17 protein-coding genes and 1 riboswitch are annotated in these 16,835 nt (G+C 31.5%); of the genes, 9 read left to right on the plus strand and 8 right to left on the minus strand.

Features of this window, described 5'->3' with window-relative positions:
* Positions 1-34 precede the first annotated feature (34 nt).
* Positions 35-2,443: a TonB-dependent receptor gene (locus N5E64_RS01435; protein WP_280035385.1), complete on the minus strand. Its 2,409-nt coding sequence runs from the start codon at positions 2,441-2,443 to the stop codon at positions 35-37.
* Between the two features lie 300 nt (positions 2,444-2,743).
* Here N5E64_RS01435 and N5E64_RS01440 point away from each other — a divergent pair, with 300 nt between their 5' ends.
* The 6 genes from N5E64_RS01440 to N5E64_RS01465 all read left to right on the plus strand — a co-directional run bounded on the left by N5E64_RS01440 (position 2,744) and on the right by N5E64_RS01465 (position 6,266).
* A complete protein-coding gene (locus N5E64_RS01440; RefSeq protein WP_280035387.1) occupies positions 2,744-3,508 on the plus strand; it encodes a Rossmann-like and DUF2520 domain-containing protein in 765 nt (254 codons plus the stop codon).
* Positions 3,505-4,029 carry an HAD family hydrolase gene (locus N5E64_RS01445; protein WP_114998734.1) on the plus strand — a complete coding sequence of 175 codons (525 nt, stop codon included), beginning with the start codon at positions 3,505-3,507 and terminating at the stop codon, positions 4,027-4,029. Before N5E64_RS01440 ends, N5E64_RS01445 begins: the two co-directional genes overlap by 4 nt.
* 11 nt (positions 4,030-4,040) lie before the next feature.
* Entirely contained in the window at positions 4,041-4,625 is a 585-nt protein-coding gene (locus tag N5E64_RS01450; protein ID WP_038336384.1) for a Maf family nucleotide pyrophosphatase, read from the plus strand.
* A gap of 256 nt (positions 4,626-4,881) precedes the next feature.
* A complete protein-coding gene (gene nadD / locus N5E64_RS01455; protein WP_038336386.1) occupies positions 4,882-5,448 on the plus strand; it encodes a nicotinate (nicotinamide) nucleotide adenylyltransferase in 567 nt (188 codons plus the stop codon).
* A 24-nt stretch (positions 5,449-5,472) separates the two neighbouring features.
* Positions 5,473-5,829: a hypothetical protein gene (locus tag N5E64_RS01460; RefSeq protein ID WP_280035389.1), complete on the plus strand. Its 357-nt coding sequence runs from the start codon at positions 5,473-5,475 to the stop codon at positions 5,827-5,829.
* Entirely contained in the window at positions 5,826-6,266 is a 441-nt protein-coding gene (locus N5E64_RS01465; protein ID WP_280035390.1) for a GNAT family N-acetyltransferase, read from the plus strand. The genes N5E64_RS01460 and N5E64_RS01465 overlap by 4 nt, the downstream gene beginning before the upstream one ends.
* Here the strand turns inward: N5E64_RS01465 and N5E64_RS01470 are convergent.
* Genes N5E64_RS01470 through pth form a run of 3 tightly spaced genes read right to left on the minus strand, consistent with a single transcriptional unit; the run spans position 6,263 to position 7,462 of the window.
* On the minus strand, positions 6,263-6,493 hold the full coding sequence (locus N5E64_RS01470; protein ID WP_280035391.1) for a DUF3820 family protein: 231 nt from the start codon (positions 6,491-6,493) through the stop codon (positions 6,263-6,265). The genes N5E64_RS01465 and N5E64_RS01470 overlap by 4 nt on opposite strands.
* Entirely contained in the window at positions 6,493-6,906 is a 414-nt protein-coding gene (locus N5E64_RS01475) for a rhodanese-like domain-containing protein (RefSeq protein WP_280035392.1), read from the minus strand. Before N5E64_RS01475 ends, N5E64_RS01470 begins: the two co-directional genes overlap by 1 nt.
* Positions 6,896-7,462, minus strand: a complete 567-nt coding sequence (pth, locus tag N5E64_RS01480; RefSeq protein WP_038336392.1) for an aminoacyl-tRNA hydrolase — start codon at positions 7,460-7,462, stop codon at positions 6,896-6,898. The genes N5E64_RS01475 and pth overlap by 11 nt, the downstream gene beginning before the upstream one ends.
* Positions 7,463-7,574: 112 nt before the next feature.
* Here pth and N5E64_RS01485 point away from each other — a divergent pair, with 112 nt between their 5' ends.
* From N5E64_RS01485 to N5E64_RS01495, 3 genes are all read left to right on the plus strand, one after another.
* Positions 7,575-8,093, plus strand: a complete 519-nt coding sequence (locus tag N5E64_RS01485) for a TlpA disulfide reductase family protein (protein WP_114998723.1) — start codon at positions 7,575-7,577, stop codon at positions 8,091-8,093.
* Between the two features lie 188 nt (positions 8,094-8,281).
* A complete protein-coding gene (gene gshB / locus N5E64_RS01490; RefSeq protein ID WP_084106936.1) occupies positions 8,282-9,262 on the plus strand; it encodes a glutathione synthase in 981 nt (326 codons plus the stop codon).
* Positions 9,259-11,265, plus strand: coding sequence for a flavohemoglobin expression-modulating QEGLA motif protein (locus N5E64_RS01495; RefSeq protein ID WP_180905380.1), 2,007 nt, complete (start codon positions 9,259-9,261; stop codon positions 11,263-11,265). The genes gshB and N5E64_RS01495 overlap by 4 nt, the downstream gene beginning before the upstream one ends.
* Before the next feature lie 54 nt (positions 11,266-11,319).
* On the opposite strand, the gene N5E64_RS01500 is transcribed toward N5E64_RS01495, so the two are convergent.
* The 4 genes from N5E64_RS01500 to N5E64_RS01515 form a co-directional block, all read right to left on the minus strand.
* On the minus strand, positions 11,320-12,606 hold the full coding sequence (locus N5E64_RS01500) for an APC family permease (protein WP_125349567.1): 1,287 nt from the start codon (positions 12,604-12,606) through the stop codon (positions 11,320-11,322).
* A gap of 69 nt (positions 12,607-12,675) precedes the next feature.
* Entirely contained in the window at positions 12,676-15,063 is a 2,388-nt protein-coding gene (locus N5E64_RS01505; protein ID WP_280035395.1) for a TonB-dependent receptor, read from the minus strand.
* A 53-nt stretch (positions 15,064-15,116) separates the two neighbouring features.
* A riboswitch (SAM riboswitch) is annotated at positions 15,117-15,220 on the minus strand.
* Between the two features lie 58 nt (positions 15,221-15,278).
* Complete coding sequence (locus N5E64_RS01510) at positions 15,279-15,878, minus strand: aminotransferase class IV (RefSeq protein ID WP_280035396.1); 600 nt, start codon at positions 15,876-15,878, stop codon at positions 15,279-15,281.
* Positions 15,862-16,821 (minus strand): aminodeoxychorismate synthase component I, encoded by a 960-nt coding sequence (locus N5E64_RS01515; protein WP_280035397.1) that lies wholly within the window; start codon positions 16,819-16,821, stop codon positions 15,862-15,864. The genes N5E64_RS01510 and N5E64_RS01515 overlap by 17 nt, the downstream gene beginning before the upstream one ends.
* Positions 16,822-16,835 lie beyond the last annotated feature (14 nt).

The raw sequence follows: 16,835 nt of genomic DNA on the forward strand, positions 1-16,835 counted from the left end.
TCGTTTGAAAATATTTAAAATAAATGAAGAATGTTTATTGTAATCCAATTCCTCCTCCTTGGTTTTCTGTTTTATTCTGTTGAGCTTCGGCTCTTGATTTTACCTTACCACCGAAGTTGTAATTAAATCCTAAATAAAATGTTCTTGATTCCCATTTGAATTTTGCAAAACCTTCGTATGGATTATCCATATTAACACGTGCTTTCATTGTATTGAAAATATCATTTACACGAGCTGAAAATGATGCTTTTCCTTGCATAAAACTATATTTTATTCCTAAGTCCATACGCCACATATCTAACATTTCTCCTTGTAAAAATTTATTTTTACCTCTGAAGAATCCAAATTGTTGTAAACTTAATTGTTTTGTTAATGTATAAGTATTATTCATTCTCAATGACAATGTATTCGCTGTAATTTTCTTAACAACAGGATTATTATTTTCATCCTCTATAACACTTTGCATTTCTGATGAAGTAAAATCTCCGGCAAGATAAGTACTCATCCATTTAGTTAATTTATAGTTCCAACTTGCTTCAACTCCATAACTATTCACTTTATCATAGTTCATATTATATTGTATAAAAGCTGATTCTACTTCTGGATCTTTTTTGAAAGTCTGAATAATATTATCAGTTACATGACGGTAAAATAAATTTCCTGAAATTGATCCTTTTTTCAATTGTTTCAAATACCCTAATTCAATTGAGTTTGTATATTCTGGATTAAGTTCTGGATTACCTTTACTTGACATTAAAGCTGTCGTAAACTGAGGTACAGGTGTTAACTGATACATTCCTGGACGATTAATTCGTCGGCTATAGTTTAATGATAATTGCGCTTTTTCAGTCAAATCATACGTTAAGAAAGCCGAAGGAAATAAATCTGTATAATCTTTTTTCAGAGTTCCTGCTTCATTTGGTGAATAAAACCAATCTGCATTATCTTCAACACGCTCTAAACGTAATCCAACTTGAGCTCCAAACTTATTAAATTTCTGTTTGTAATTTGTATAAGCAGAATAAAACGAACGATCGAACTGAAAATCTACTGACGGATTGTATATATTTCCATTAAGAGGATTTGTTAATTCTTTAGTAGAATCCATATCATTATCATTAGACTCTTTACGATATTGAATTCCTGCTTCTAACTTTCCTGCATTTTCAATTTGATTGGTATAATCTAAATTAATACGAGTTGTTTGCGTTTTATCGTAACGATATTCTTGATAAAACTCGTCTTTTGGAAATGTATTTAAGTAATCTCTATCATCATCCTCTTTATTAATCGAATAAAATGCATCTAAAACAAGATTGTGATCTTTTTTATTGAAATCTAATTTATAATTCAAACTATAATCAGAACTTCTCGAATCTGACCAAATATCATTTCTATTTAATTTATTAAAATTAGTTTTTAAAACATTTGTATTGATTAAAGCAGCATGATCTCCATCCCACTGATTAGTATAAATCGTTAAAGCATTTTTATCATTGATAAACCAATCGAATCCTGCTTTATATGATAAATTTCTATTTTTTGTATTTTGAATATCAAATAATTGATCAATTTGATCATCATAATTACGACCAATACCATTTTGTTTTGATGGACGATCAGCGTAATTAATATTTCCAAATAAATTGAATTTCCCTACATTCACATTTGTATTCAATGATGTATTAAAACGGCTTTTCTTCCCTTGTTCATAACCTGCAATTAACCCAATATTATAACCTTTCTTAGTTCCTTTAACCAAAACAATATTGATGATTCCAGAGTTTCCATCCGCTTCATATTTTGCTGAAGGATTGGTAATAATTTCAATTCGTTGAATTTGATTCGAAGGAATTTGCTTTAACAATTGCGCTGCTGACTGAGAAGAAGGTTTACCATCTACAAAAACTTTTACATTCTCGTTTCCTCTTAATGACAATGCTCCTGTTTGTTGATCCACATTTACAGACGGAATATTATTCAGAACAGAAGCAGCATCAGATCCAGCAGATACCAAATCGTTCCCAACTTCAACAATACGTTTATCAATTTCATTACGATATTGAGAAGTTTGCGCACGAACAAATGCACCTTTCAGTTCTACGGTTTCCGCTTTTTCTACTTGTAAAATGATGTTACCTAAATTTAATTCACCTCCTTTTACCTCTGCAGTTGTTACAGATTGTTGATAACCAAATTCTGTAATCACCAAACGATAATTTCCGTCTTCCAAATCTGGAATCTCAAATGTTCCGTCTTCATTTGCATACACTTCATCGAATAATTCTTTTGAATCTGCTTTATAAATCTGAATTGCAGCCATACCAACCGCTTCATTTTTTGCATTTTCAATCTTTCCTTTCACAGGATGTTGTTCCTGTGAGAATCCGTAAATAGAGCAAACGGAGAAAAGAATAGCTAAAGTAAATTTGTTTAATCTCATAGTTAATATTTTTTAATAGTACTATGTTTTACATAATACATAATAAGAGTTGTCCGTACTTTTTCCTAATTAGACGTTTTAAAAAATGTTTTGTTACAAAATATTTAAACTTTTTTCAAATTTTTCAAGTACTATGTTTTACATAATACGTAAACCTAATCGTTGGATGATTTTACTAATAAGACGCAACAACTTTCAAAATGTTACAAGAATTTTTAATTTTTTTTAAAAATTTTTTTCCTCGACTGAAAAACTTACATTTATCATTCAATTAATATTAATCAAAAAATTGCTAAAACATTGAGTTCAATTGTCATATTAGGTGCAGGAAATGTTGCGTTTCACTTAACTCGTGCATTAATCGAAAACACTTGCAATGTTCGACAAATTTTCAATAGAACATTAGAACATGCTAGAGAAATCGGAGAAGCAAATAGAATTTCGTATACTGATAAAATTTCTGAAATAGAAAAAGCAGACATTTATATTATTGCAAGTGCCGATTCTGGAATCGAAGAATTCTCTCATTATATTCCGTATGATGATGTTTTGGTTGTTCATACTTCTGGATCCTCTCCAATGTCTGTTCTGAAAGGCGATTACCGAAAAGGCGTTTTTTATCCATTGCAAACTTTTTCGAAAGAAAGAACAATGCGTTATGATAATATTCCATTTTTCATCGAAGCAGAAAATCCTGAAGATTTGAAAAAATTGAATGAATTAGGAAATCGTATTTCAAACGAAGTTCACGAACTAAATTTTGCAAGTAGAATGCAAGTACATATGACAGGTGTTTGGGCAAATAATTTTGTCAATCATTTATATTATATCGCTGGAAATATTTGTGAACAAAACAATGTTCCGTTCGATGTTTTGTTGCCTCTTATACAAGAAACAGCAAATAAAGTAATCGAAATGAGTCCTAAAGATGCGCAAACTGGTCCAGCAAAACGTGGAGATCAAGTCATTGTTGATCGTCATTTAGAGGCCTTACAAGATGATTCGAGATTATTACAGATTTACCAAATATTGACAGATTCAATCAAACGAGTTTACGAAAAATGATAAGTTATAAAGAAAAACTAAATAACATTAAAACCGTTATTTTAGATGTAGATGGAGTTTTGACAGATGGAAATTTAATTTTATTACCAACTGGCGAAATGGTGAGAACAATGAATACGCGTGATGGTTATGCGATGCAATTAGCCATCAAACAAGGAATTCGTATTGCGGTGATTACAGGCGGAAGAGATGAAGCTGTTGTAAATCGTTTAAAATATTTAGGCTTAACTGATATTTATGTAAACAAACGTGATAAAGTAGAAGCTTTCGAAGATTTACTTTTTTCTTATGGATTAGATCCTGATGAAATTGCTTATATGGGCGATGATTATCCAGATTTAGCTGTGATGAATTTAGTTGGATTATCAGCTTGTCCTAACGATGCTTGTATGGATGTACGCAAAGCGTCGGAATATATTTCGCCAGAAAATGGAGGGAAAGGTTGCGTTCGCGATTTATTAGAACAAATTTTGAAAGTTCAAAACAAGTGGTATAATGCAGAAGAAATTGCTTCTGTATAAAAGAATTTGAAATGTTATTAACAGAAAAACTAAAAGATACCAATATCATTTTGGCATCACAATCGCCAAGAAGAAAAGAACTTTTAGCTGGATTAGGATTGCAATTTTCGACAATTTCATTGGATATTGACGAAACATTTGATCGCAACGAATTCAAGAAAGAACAAATCACCGAATATCTTTCCGCTAAAAAAGCAAAAGCTTATACAGATATTCAACCAAATGATTTGATTATTACGTCGGATACAACTGTTTGGGTGGATGATGATTCGTTAGAAAAAGCTTCGAATAGAGAAGAAGCGTACGAAATGATTAAAAAATTAAGCGGAAAAACACATTCTGTTTATACATCAGTTACAATTCGTTCTTTAGAAAAAGAAGTTACTTTTTCAGACGAAACGCAAGTTACTTTCGCAGATTTAACAGATGAAGAAATTTATTTCTACATTGATAATTACAAACCTTTCGATAAAGCGGGCGCTTATGGAGTTCAGGAATGGATTGGTTACATTGGTGTGGAGAATATGAATGGAAGTTATTTCAATGTAATGGGACTTCCAACGCACAAACTATATAAAGAATTAGTAAAATTCTAAACATATAATCCAGCTCCGGCTGGATTTTTTTATTATTTGTCGTATTGAACTTGTTTCAATATCGCATCAAGAAACAGAAAAAAATTAAGCAAACTCAAAATAGCACTAAAGTAAAAATCATTCTGATGAAAAGAGGAATCTAAGATTTTTCATTTCTCTAATGCTACATTCAAAATGACAAAAAACTTACATCATTTCACTTTCTTCCGAAACTTTATTAATTATCGTATTTTTGTTTTTCTAAAAAATCAATTTTATGAAGGTCGGTTTATATTTTGGATCATTCAATCCTATTCATGTCGGACATTTAATTATTGCCAATCATTTTCAACAATTCACCGATTTGGATCAGGTTTGGTTTGTGGTTTCGCCTCAAAATCCATTGAAGAAAAAAAGTTCTTTAGCAAATGAATATGATCGATTAGAAATGGTAGAATTAGCGATTAAAGATTATCCTAATCTTCGTGCTTCTAACATCGAATTTACGTTACCAAAACCTTCTTACACGATTGATACATTAATTCATCTAAACGAAAAATTTCCTGAGCATGACTTTGCGTTGATTATGGGTTCTGATAATTTAGATGGAATTTCAAAATGGAAAAACGCTGAGATTTTAATGCGCGATTATCAAATGTATGTTTATCCGCGTCCTGGTTATTCGCAAGAAGAAAATTTGGATAATGTCGAAATGGTTGAAGCGCCTTTGATGGAAATTTCTTCTACATTTATCAGAAATGCAATCAAATATGGAAAAAATATAAAACCTATGTTACCTCCAAAAGTTTGGGAATATTTGGATGGAAGTAATTTGTATGGATAAATTTAATGTGAGAATTTGAAGGTTATGGATTGGGAAAATTTTATAGAATATGAATCATTAATAATTCAAAAACAATTTGCTGGAGAAATTCGATTTGGTCCAACTTTTTTCTCGCTTAATTCTAATCCAGAAATTAAAGAATTGAATAATAAAATCTTTGGAGATTGGTTTTATAAACACAATTCGATGATATATTTACAACAATGGAATTCTACTAAAAATCCAGATATAAATCTTATTTCAATAAATATATTTACACTTGAATATAAAATTGTATTAGAAAATATAAAATCTGTTTTTGGGGAAATGAGATGCAGAAATAATCAATTATATTTTGTAGATAAATACAATAAAAAAGAATATTTAATCACAGAATCATGACAAAACAAGCTACTATAAATAATTTAGACGAATTGGTTCCTTTATTTGATGCATATCGTCAATTTTATGATAAGAAATCTGATGTAAAAGCAGCAGAAGAATTTCTAAGAGCCAGAATTGTAAATGATGAATCGGTTATCTTTTTAGCCTATAATAAAGACGAAAAAGCCGTTGGTTTTGTACAATTGTTTCCTTCATTTTCATCTACTCGAATGAAACGTTTTTGGATTTTGAATGATTTATTTGTTTCGCCAGAATTTCGCGGACAAGGTTTTGCAAGAGAATTGATTGAAGAAGCAAAAAGTTTATGCCGTAAAACTGATGCTTGCGCGATGCTGTTAGAAACCAGTGTTACGAATGATATTGGAAATTCATTATATCCAAGTGCTGGATTTCAATTGCGTGATGATGCAAATTTTTATGAATGGGAAGTTTAACCAAATTGACGTTTTAATTCGTAGATAATATCTTCTAAACCATTTAGTTTTATTTCGTAAACGGTGGATAATAAAACGCCTAATTTTCCTTTCGGAAAACCACCTTTACCAACAAACCATTCCAAATAAGAAACAGGTAAATCGCACAACAATCGCCCTTCGTATTTACCGAAAGACATTTTTGTTGTGACAATTTCTTTTAATATTTCGGGACGAAATCCTTCCATTATTTTACTACAGTTCCTTTGTACGTCGACATTCCATCTTTGAAATTCTTCGCATTTTTGAAACCTTTTTCTTGCATTTTTTCTGTTGCTAATTTTGCTCTAACACCAGATTTGCAATAAATGAAATAATTCTTTTTTGTATCTAATTTCTGAATCTCTTCTTCGAAATTTGGATTTTTTACATCAATGTTTACCGCTCCAGGAACATGACCTTCAGCAAATTCTTCAGGTGTACGAACGTCTAACAAAACATTCTTTTTGTTCTTGAAATTGATTTCATTTACATTATCTAATGTCGAAGTTACTTCTTCTATTCTCGCTTCTTTTCCTTCTGAACTTGACGAATTGCTTGCACAAGAACCTAAAAAAAGTGTTCCTGCAATCATTGCAACTCCTAAAATTTTATTTACCATTATATTGATTCATTGTATTACCTAATCCTTGAAAAATAAACGACAAAACTGCATCAGCAGCCAAATTCAATCGTTCATTCATTTTTTCATTTTCTTCTGCCGACCAATCGCCTAACACATAATCCACTTGTTTACCTTCCGAAAATTCGTTTCCTACACCAAAGCGTAATCGCGCATAATTTTGTCCGCCAACTTTATTTTGAATATCCTTCAAACCATTGTGTCCACCATCGCTACCTTTTCCACGCATACGAATTGTTCCGAAAGGCAAGTTCAAATCATCTGTAATGACAAAAATATTTTCTAACGAAATATTTTCTTTTTTCATCCAAAAACGAACCGCATCTCCACTCAAATTCATGTATGTATTTGGTTTTAACAACGTAACTGGACGCGCTTTATATTTAAACTGTGCTACTTCACCAAAATTTGATGGTGAAAATTTAGCATCAACTTTTTTAGCAACTTCTTCAACAACCTTGAAACCAATATTATGACGAGTATTTTCGTATTGAGCACCAATATTACCAAGCCCAATAATCAGATATTTTTGCATGAAACAAAATTACATCTTTTTGCAATGATTAGAAATAAATATTTACCTTTGCTTTAAAGTCTACTGAATTGGTATAGATTTTGTAAATACATGAAATCGATAAAAAATTATCATGAGAAAAATAATTAGCGTTTTAATATTATTTGTTGGAATTAATGCATTTTCGCAAAAAATTCCGTCAGTGATGAAAACTGAATTTCCCGCAACAGCTTTGCAAGATAGCGTAGTTGATTTAGAAGGAAATTCGGCAACCATAGAAAAAGTTTTTTCAAACTATAAAGGAAAAATTGTCTTGTTGGATTTATGGGCAACTTGGTGTGGAGATTGTATCAAAAACATGCCTGCTTTGAAATCTTTGCACGAAAAAAATCCTGACGTAACCTTTGTTTACCTTTCAATGGACAAGAATGAGGAAGCTTGGAAAAATGGTATTAAAAAATATCAGATTGAAGGTCAACACTTTTACTTAGGAAACAACTGGAAAGGCAATTTTGGCACAGGGATTGATTTAAATTGGATACCAAGATATTTGGTTCTTGATCAAAATGGAAAAATTGCAGATTATTACAGCGTAAAAGCTGATGATCCTAAAGTTCAAGAAACAATTGATCGTTTAAGAAATAAGAAATAAATAGTTTATAGTTTACCAACCAAATGGTGATTGAAATTAAAAAATCAATCACCATTTTCTTTTATTAATCATTAGAAATCAATATCTTTCATAGAATAAAAATAAATATTCTATAATTTTTTATAGATCATTTTTTGTATCAAACTTTTAGTTATTATTGCATTGATTTTAATACCCTTTTTATTTATATGAAAATATGCTTCGTAATGTATCCTTGGGACAAGGTTGAACCAGGAAAAGACACCACTATGCGAATTATTAAAGAATGCGTAGATCGTGGATTTGAAGTATCCTATTTAACAAAAAAAGATATCTCTATTGCCAAAGGCAAAGTTGTAGGAAACTGCAAAAAGATGATAACTACAGAAACAAATGATTGTGTTGAGTTTTATCACACCATGAAATTTGAAAGTAGTATAAAAGATTTGACCGAATTTGATATAATTTTTATGAGAGCCGATCCACCAATTGATCCGCTTTTGTTGAATATGTTAGAATTAATCGAAGATAAAGTTTTCTTCGTGAATAAAATTTCGGGATTACGTAAAGCAAATAATAAAATATACGCCGCATCTTTTGATGATGGTCTAGAAACAATTGTTCCTCAAACACTTATTACAAAAGATATTGATTTGATAAAATCGTTTGTAGAAGAAAATAATTTCGAGAAATTTATCATCAAACCTTTAGACGGAATGGGTGGTAAAGGTGTTATACTTTTCGAACGAAAAAATATTGGTAACTTAAGCTCGATTTGCGATTTTTATATCAATCATACCGGATATTCTCAGCCTATTATTTGTCAAAATTATATAGAAGGTGCAGAAAAAGGTGATGTTCGCGCTATTGTGATTAATGGTGAACCGATTGGTGCAATTATGCGTGTTCCTGCAGAAGGTGACCACCGTTCTAATATTTCGGCTGGTGGTTCTGCGATTAGACACGAAATGAGTGAACATGAGTTAGATTTATGCCGTAAAATAGGAAAACAATTAAATGAAGATGGAATTTATTTTTGTGGTATCGATTTGATTAACGGAAAAATGGTTGAGCTAAATGTCGTAAGTCCTGGAGGAATTGTTCCTCACAATAATGTAAACAATAACAACGAAATTCAGAAACAAATCGTGTCGATGTTATTGGAGAAATATAAAGAATTTAAAGCATGAAATCCATAAGTATACAGCAAATTTTAGATAATATTGAGAACGAAATTGTATTTGAAGCTTATGCAGAAGACGAATCATTCAAAATAAAAATCGACGAATACATTCCTTACGTTTGTGCTGCCATTCATGATGGTGGACAAATGCGCGAAGATATTCGCGAAAAATGTTTATTAAGCAATTATGAACGTTGGTACGAGGAAGATCCGCATACAGCTGAGTTTGTAGAAACTTTTCCAATCTTAATTCAAGGTTGTGATTCTCGATTTGAATACGATCTAAATCGTGGTCCAGAAACTGCTGTGTACGAAGAAGCTTGGGGAAAACAGGTTTGGAAAGAGCCTTTGTCGGTTTCTCAAAAACAAAAAAGTATTGCAAAACATCATGCTTTTTATGAGGTTTTGGAAGCTTTAATCAACAAGCTTGAAACTAAATTTAAGTCGTGTTTGGTTTATGATATTCACTCATACAATTGGAAACGTTGGGATCGTCCGGTTCCAGTGTTCAACATTGGTGCGGAGCGAGTTGATAACGAACGTTACGGAAATTATGTAGAAAGTTGGCGCGATGAATTAGCGAATATTGAGTTAGAAAATATTCACAATTATTCAGCGATTAACGATGTATTTTATGGACGCGGATATTTGTTAGAATTTGTTACAAATCGATTCAAAAATACATTGGTTTTAGCGACAGAAGTTTCAAAAATTTATTGCGATGAATTGACAGGAGAATCTTTTCCAGAGATTATTAACCAAATAAAAGAAGGTTTCAAATCGGCGATTCTTAACCACGCTTACGAGTTTGTAAAAACGGAAACGACATACAAAGTAGGTTCTAAGCAAGTGAATATTTTGCACAATGAATTAGAATCTGATTTGGTCAAAATTGATAAACAATTGTATCAATTGGTTCAGAATTTTGAATTGTTAAGTGTTATCAATCCGATTAATTTAGAATTTGAAAAGAAGAAATTCTTAGCTTCAAAATATACATACGAGCCACAATTTAAGTACAATCCGCTTAACATTGATCCATTCGAATTTAAACGAAAATTATCGAATATTAAAGTCGAGAAAATCAATGATATTAGTATTCAAAATATGTATGTTAACACGATTAACGCTTATTTTGATAAGGTCGATTTATTAGCCAATCTTGGTACGGATAAATTTTTATACAATTCGTTGCGTTACTTTGGCGAACCATCCAAAAAAGATATCGAAAACGCGAACTTTATCCTTTATTGTCCTGAATTTAGAATGGATAAACAAGGAAATTATACAGAGGAAGAAGTGGTTAATCTTTTTAGAAATGCTACGAATGATTATGGTTTCAAATTTGACATCGAAGTTTCGGATGATATCGCATCAAAAGCACTTGTAATCAATAGCAAGAGAAAAGTTGTGATTAAACGTGGCGTTAAGTTTGACAAACGTTTTACAAATGGTTTAATTGAGCACGAAATTGGAGTTCACATGGTAACAACGATGAACGCGTTGGATCAACCATTAAAAATCTTTAGTATTGGTTTACCTGTAAATACATTAACGCAAGAAGGTTTAGCGATTTTAAGTGAATATTATTCTGATTCTATTAATCATAGCCGACTAAGAGAACTTGGTTTACGCGTTATGGCAGTTCATATGTTGACAAATGGAAAATCATTCAACGAAACATTTATGACCTTGATGGAAGAATACAAAATGCAACCAGAAGATGCATTTTATCTGACAACTCGCGTTTATCGTGGTGGTGGTTTTACAAAAGATGCACTTTACTTGAAAGGTTTGAAAACAATTTTGAATTATGTTGATCAAGGGCGTTCTTTGGATAATTTATTGATTGGAAAAACTTCAGTTGAATACATTGATACAATTGACGAATTAGTTGAGCGTAAAATGATTAATAAACCGAAATATCATACCAAAATTTTCAAAAAACATCTTGAAAATCCAGAAATCAACCCGATTTTACAATATATTTTTAACGGAATAAAAGATTAAAAAATAAAAACCCACTCAAATTTGAGTGGGTTTTGTGTTATTATGAACTAATATTTAATCTTTTTTCTCAATTCTTTTATCAAAATAGAATAATACAATTCCTAATGCAATAATACCTAAACCAAATAAACTTTCTTTTGGTTTTTGCATCAAAACGAAATAACAGATATATAAACTAAATGCTAAAAATATAGCAGGTAAGACATAAAAGAATTTACTTTTGATAATAGTTAATTGATCTTGTTTGATAAAGAAAGCTGTACAAACTGCTAATGTTGCTAATATTTGTAAAACAAACGATGTATAGGTAAAAATCACTTCAAAATCTCCTGAAAAAATTAGCAAAATACTAATTGCTGTATGCACCCAAATTGCACGAACTGGAATTCTATTTTTGTTCTCTTTCGCCATAAAATTCCACAATTTATTTTCGCGCGCTGTGGCTTGCGTCAAACGAGAACCAATCCACAAATAACCGCTAATCGTCGCAATTAATTGTAAAGCAATAAAGCAACTCACCCATTTTACATTATTTCCAAGCAGATTACCGAACGAAATATTTGCAACATTTTCTTGTCCAGCCAAAGTTCCTGCTGATGCATGTTTCAAGAAAACATAATTTAGCAAAACATAAGAAATCGTGACAAAAATAACGCCTATAAATAGTGCTTTTGGTAAGTTTTGTTTTGGTTGCTCAATTTCTTCTACGATGTATGAAGCCGAATTCCAACCTGTATAAGCAAAAGTAACATAAACCAAAGACGTCGCAAATGCAGGAAGTAACAATTCATTTTTCCAAGTCGAATCAAAAACTACCGCATTTGGCTCAACTGCTGGAGCAAAATAAAAACCTAAAACAATTAAAACAACAATAAATACAACTTTTAGAATAGTAAAAATATTCTGAAATTTACTACTCAAATTTAGACTGAATGATTGAAAAACGGCAACAATCAAAATCATGGCTATTGCAAATTCTTTTCCTAAATCAAACCCGAAAACATTCAAGTATTTTCCCATTGCCAAAGCCGCTAAAGAAATCGGCGCTGAGAAACCAACGAATAAAGAAATCCAACTTGATAAATAACCAAAAACGGGATGAAATGTCCGAGATAAATAAATATAATCTCCTCCTGATTGTTTAAATTTTGAAGCTAATTCCGAATAAATAAATGCGCCAATCAACGCTAACAATCCTCCTATTGACCACAATAATAAGATAGAAGTTGTATTTTTTAAATCAGAAATTTGATAACCCAAACTGGTAAAAACACCTGTTCCGATCATATTCGAAATCACTAAAGCTGCTGCGGTTTTCCAACCAATTTTTGAATGTGCCATACACAAAAAAGTGCCAATTGAATGTTTGAATTTACATTAAAATTGACACTTAGAATATTTTATTATTGATTAAAATTTAAAACTTGCACGCGCAAAATAATACGCTCCTGTCATCCCCATTTGCACCGGTGCATACGGAAAAACTCCATAATAAGAATTTTCGTAAACTTGCTTGTCTGGGAAAACATCAAACAAATTATTTGCACCAATTGTAAAGTTGAAATTCTTTGTAATCTCATAACCAATCGAAGCATCCGTCACCACTTTTCCCGTGTGTTCTTGGATACTTCCCCAAGGATATCCATCTTTTGTCACTTTTCCGAAATACGTGTTACGCACCATAAAATTGAATCCAGAAATTGCATAATTCAATCCTAAAGTTGCTTTTGTTTTTGGACTTAACGATTCGATAATATTGACTTGATCAGGACCAAAAAATTCATCCGTAGGAATTGTCAAAGCTGTTGGAAAATGATAACCGACAATCTTTGTTTCATTGATATTTCCTGATAAACTTGCATTCAATTTTCCTTGACCTAAACGAGTATCATAGGAAATTACTAAATCCAAACCTTTGGTTTCAGTATCAATTGCATTCGTAAAAATACGTGCTGTCGCAACATTATATTTTTCTAAAGCAGGATCTGTAATATCAGAAGTCAAAACAATTCTGTCATCAACTTTTATAAAATATCCATCCAATGTGATGAATAATTTTGAAGTCGGACGAAATGTTAAACCTAAACTTGCATTGATTGATTTTTCTTCTTTCAATTTATCCAAACCAATTTCTTTCGACAATTCAGACTCATTTCGGATAATTCCTTTTGTTACCAAAACTTGATCTCCATTATCATTCAAGAATAAATCGGTATATGAATTACTAAAATATTTTTGTTGCAAAGAAGGCGCTCTAAATCCTGTCGAAATTGCTCCACGAACCGAATATCCTTTTGCGTATTCATATCGCATCGCTAATTTTCCGTTGATTGTACTTCCAAAATCTGAGTAATTTTCGAATCGTCCAGCTAAATCAGCCGTAAAATCTCCAAATTTCAATTCTCCATCTACATAAGCCACAACTGAATGACGATCACCTTTTACAGCATTTAATGGAGAAAATCCTACAAAAGATTCAGATCCAGAACCTGTGTAAGAAGCTTCATCTCCTGCTTCGATTTTATATTGTTCAAAACGATATTCTCCTCCAAACGCTAAGCTAACATTTTGATTGATTCGTTTCGAAAAATCTAAATTGACTGTATTTTGTAAAAATTGATGTTTCCCTGCATAAAAATCGGTTGGAGAATTTAAACCTAATGATTGATTAATTGAATTTTCTAAATCATATTTGAATGAATTTAAACCAAAAGTATTACTCAAGTCAACTTTCCATCCATCATATGAATAACGTAATCCTGTCGAATTTGAATAATCATTTACATTAGATTTTAACGTTGCTTGAAAACCATTTGGATAAATTTTTAACGCATCTTCAGACAATTCACTTGGCAATCTTCTAAAACCAAATCCATTACCTTGGCGCAACGAAACTCCTCCAAATGAATAAAAATCTAATCGATCATTAATCGCCGTTTCAGCATTTACAAAAAATTGTTGATTCTTGATTGCCGCATCTCCAATTTGAAATCTAAAATCTTTTCTCGAAAGCCCTAAAGCAGCAATTTTAGCGTCATCCGCAGCTCTTGCAGCATCTGGATCATCTGCAAAATCGTAGGCGAAATTATCTCCAAAAATATCTAAATTATGATCTTTCGAACGATTCGTTTTCTTGCGCTCACTTACAACTGCCGAAAAAACAATCGAACCCGATTGTCCTAATTTCGTTCCATAACTGCCGTTAAAATTGTACGTTTCTCCATCATTTCGAGAAGTCTGACCATACGTCAAAGACGCGTCACCACCTGGTTTAGATTTCAAAACAATATTTACAACTCCCGCAATCGCATCAGAACCATATTGTGCAGCCGCACCATCACGTAAAACTTCAATTTTATCAATTGCTGAAATCGGAATTGCACCTAAATCTGTTCCTACAGAACCATTCCCTACCGTATTTTGGTAATTCACTAAGGATGTTGTGTGACGTCGTTTTCCATTAATCAAAACCAAAACCTGATCTGGTCCCATTCCACGCAACGTCACAGGATCAATATGCTCCGTTCCATCGGCAGATGATTGACGAACCGAATTAAAAGAAGGAATAACCACATTCAAAATATCATTCACACTCAATTGAGGAGAAGACGTTTTCAATTTCTCAACATCGATAATATCGACAGGAACCGACGAATTAACCACCGTTCTTTCTGATGTACGACCACCAATTAAAATAACTTCGTTAAGATTTGTTTCCTCTTTTTCAACTTCTTGAGCGAAAAGTGTAGATGCGCAAATAAATGCGAATGAAGCAAGTAAAAATTTGTTTCTTTTCATTTTTAATTTTCATAAAACTTTCAAGAAACCAACAGATAAAAGTGAAATACTTTTACTCATCTTTCCCTCTAATAGGTTGGATTTAGCACCTTAGATTATAAGTCATCTGGTTGCTAAGGTTTCACAGGGCCAATCCCTCCACCTTTCTTGATAAGTTATGCAAAGGTAATGTTAAAAAATGAAAATGCAAATAATACTCTATCAATTTTATAGAGTTATTTAATTAACAATGAAATATCTAATTCTTGACTTTCATCTAAATTCATCATTGCATTGATTCGTTTAAAGGATTTAAAATTAACTAGATCTGAAACTTTTATATTTTTCTGAATGATTTCGCCTGATTGCAACAAAGCTTCTCGCATTGTTCCTTTCAACAAAAAACTTCGTGGCGTGATCCATTTAGAACCATCAAAAAAAACAATATTCGAATAAATACAATCGGTAATATAATTCGATTTTACCAAGACCAAATCATCTGTTTTTGATTCTTTCAAATACTCATCAAAAAACCAACGATCCAAATATTTGTAGGAATAATCAATTTTATTTTCGATTTCAAAAAGTTGAATACTTTCAATTGGTTTGATTTGATACGGTTGAAATTCTACCGATTGAATTTCACGATCATAAACAATTCTAACTTTATATTTTTCGTCCGTTAAGTCTGTCGGAAACTTAATAATTTCGTCCAATAAAATCGGATTGATTTCAGTAAAATTATCATTTCTTGTTCGAGCAAATCTCGCTTGATGAAATTCTAAATTTCGAAGTTGTTTGTTTACACAACAAATCGATTCAATAAATTGGAACATATACTTTCTGAATTAATTCTTCGTACTCTGCTTTTGCCTTACTTTTTGCTGTTATTCCTCCTCCACTCTTGAAAAATAATTCACCTTGATTATTTTCGATGAAACGAATCATCACAGCACTATCAAGATTTTCGCCATCAAAAACACCAAAAACTCCTGTATAAAAATTTCGATGATACTTCTCGGCTTCTAAAATAATTTCAACGGTTTTCTTTTTGGGCGCACCGCAAATAGAACCAGCAGGTAAAAGTTGATCGAAAATCGTTCCTAAATTTTGACTATAATCATCATTCAAATCGCCTTTTATCTCAGAACTTACTTGCAAAAGTGTTGCATCATTTGTCTTCACCTCATCCATGTAGCGATAATTTATCACCTCAACATTTTCGGAAACAAGACTCAAATCATTTCTGATTAAATCGACAATTGTTGCATGTTCGGCAGCTTCTTTTTCATCATTCAAAATAAGTTGCTTCGCATTTAGAATCGAGGCATCAATGGTTCCTTTCATTGGATTTGAAAAGATTTTTTGATCTTCAATTTTCACAAAACGTTCGGGAGAAAAACAAACAAATTCGTTTTTATATTTCAGTTTATATTTTGCTTCAGAAAACTGAAAAATTTCGTGTAAAGTCAAATCAGTTTCAATTTTTGTTGGAAGCGTTAAATTCGTTAAATATGAATTTCCAAACAAAAGATTATCGTGAACATAATTGAATTTTGGCAAATATTCGTCGAAAGAAATCGGGAATTTATTGAATTTAAAATCTTTCTGAAAAGATTCTTTTTTTTGTGAATCTATTTCAAATTTTATCTCATCAGGTAATTCATTTAACGGAATTACTTCTCCATTTTCTTTCAAAAAATCGATCATAAAAAAAAAGGGAACTTTTGCAGCTCCCAATTCATTCATTTTCGTAAAAATCGAATGCTTTGCTAACATTCGATAAAATTAAT

Source organism: Empedobacter sp. GD03739 (genome assembly GCF_029843245.1).
Taxonomy (GTDB): Bacteria; Bacteroidota; Bacteroidia; order Flavobacteriales; family Weeksellaceae; genus Empedobacter; species Empedobacter falsenii_B.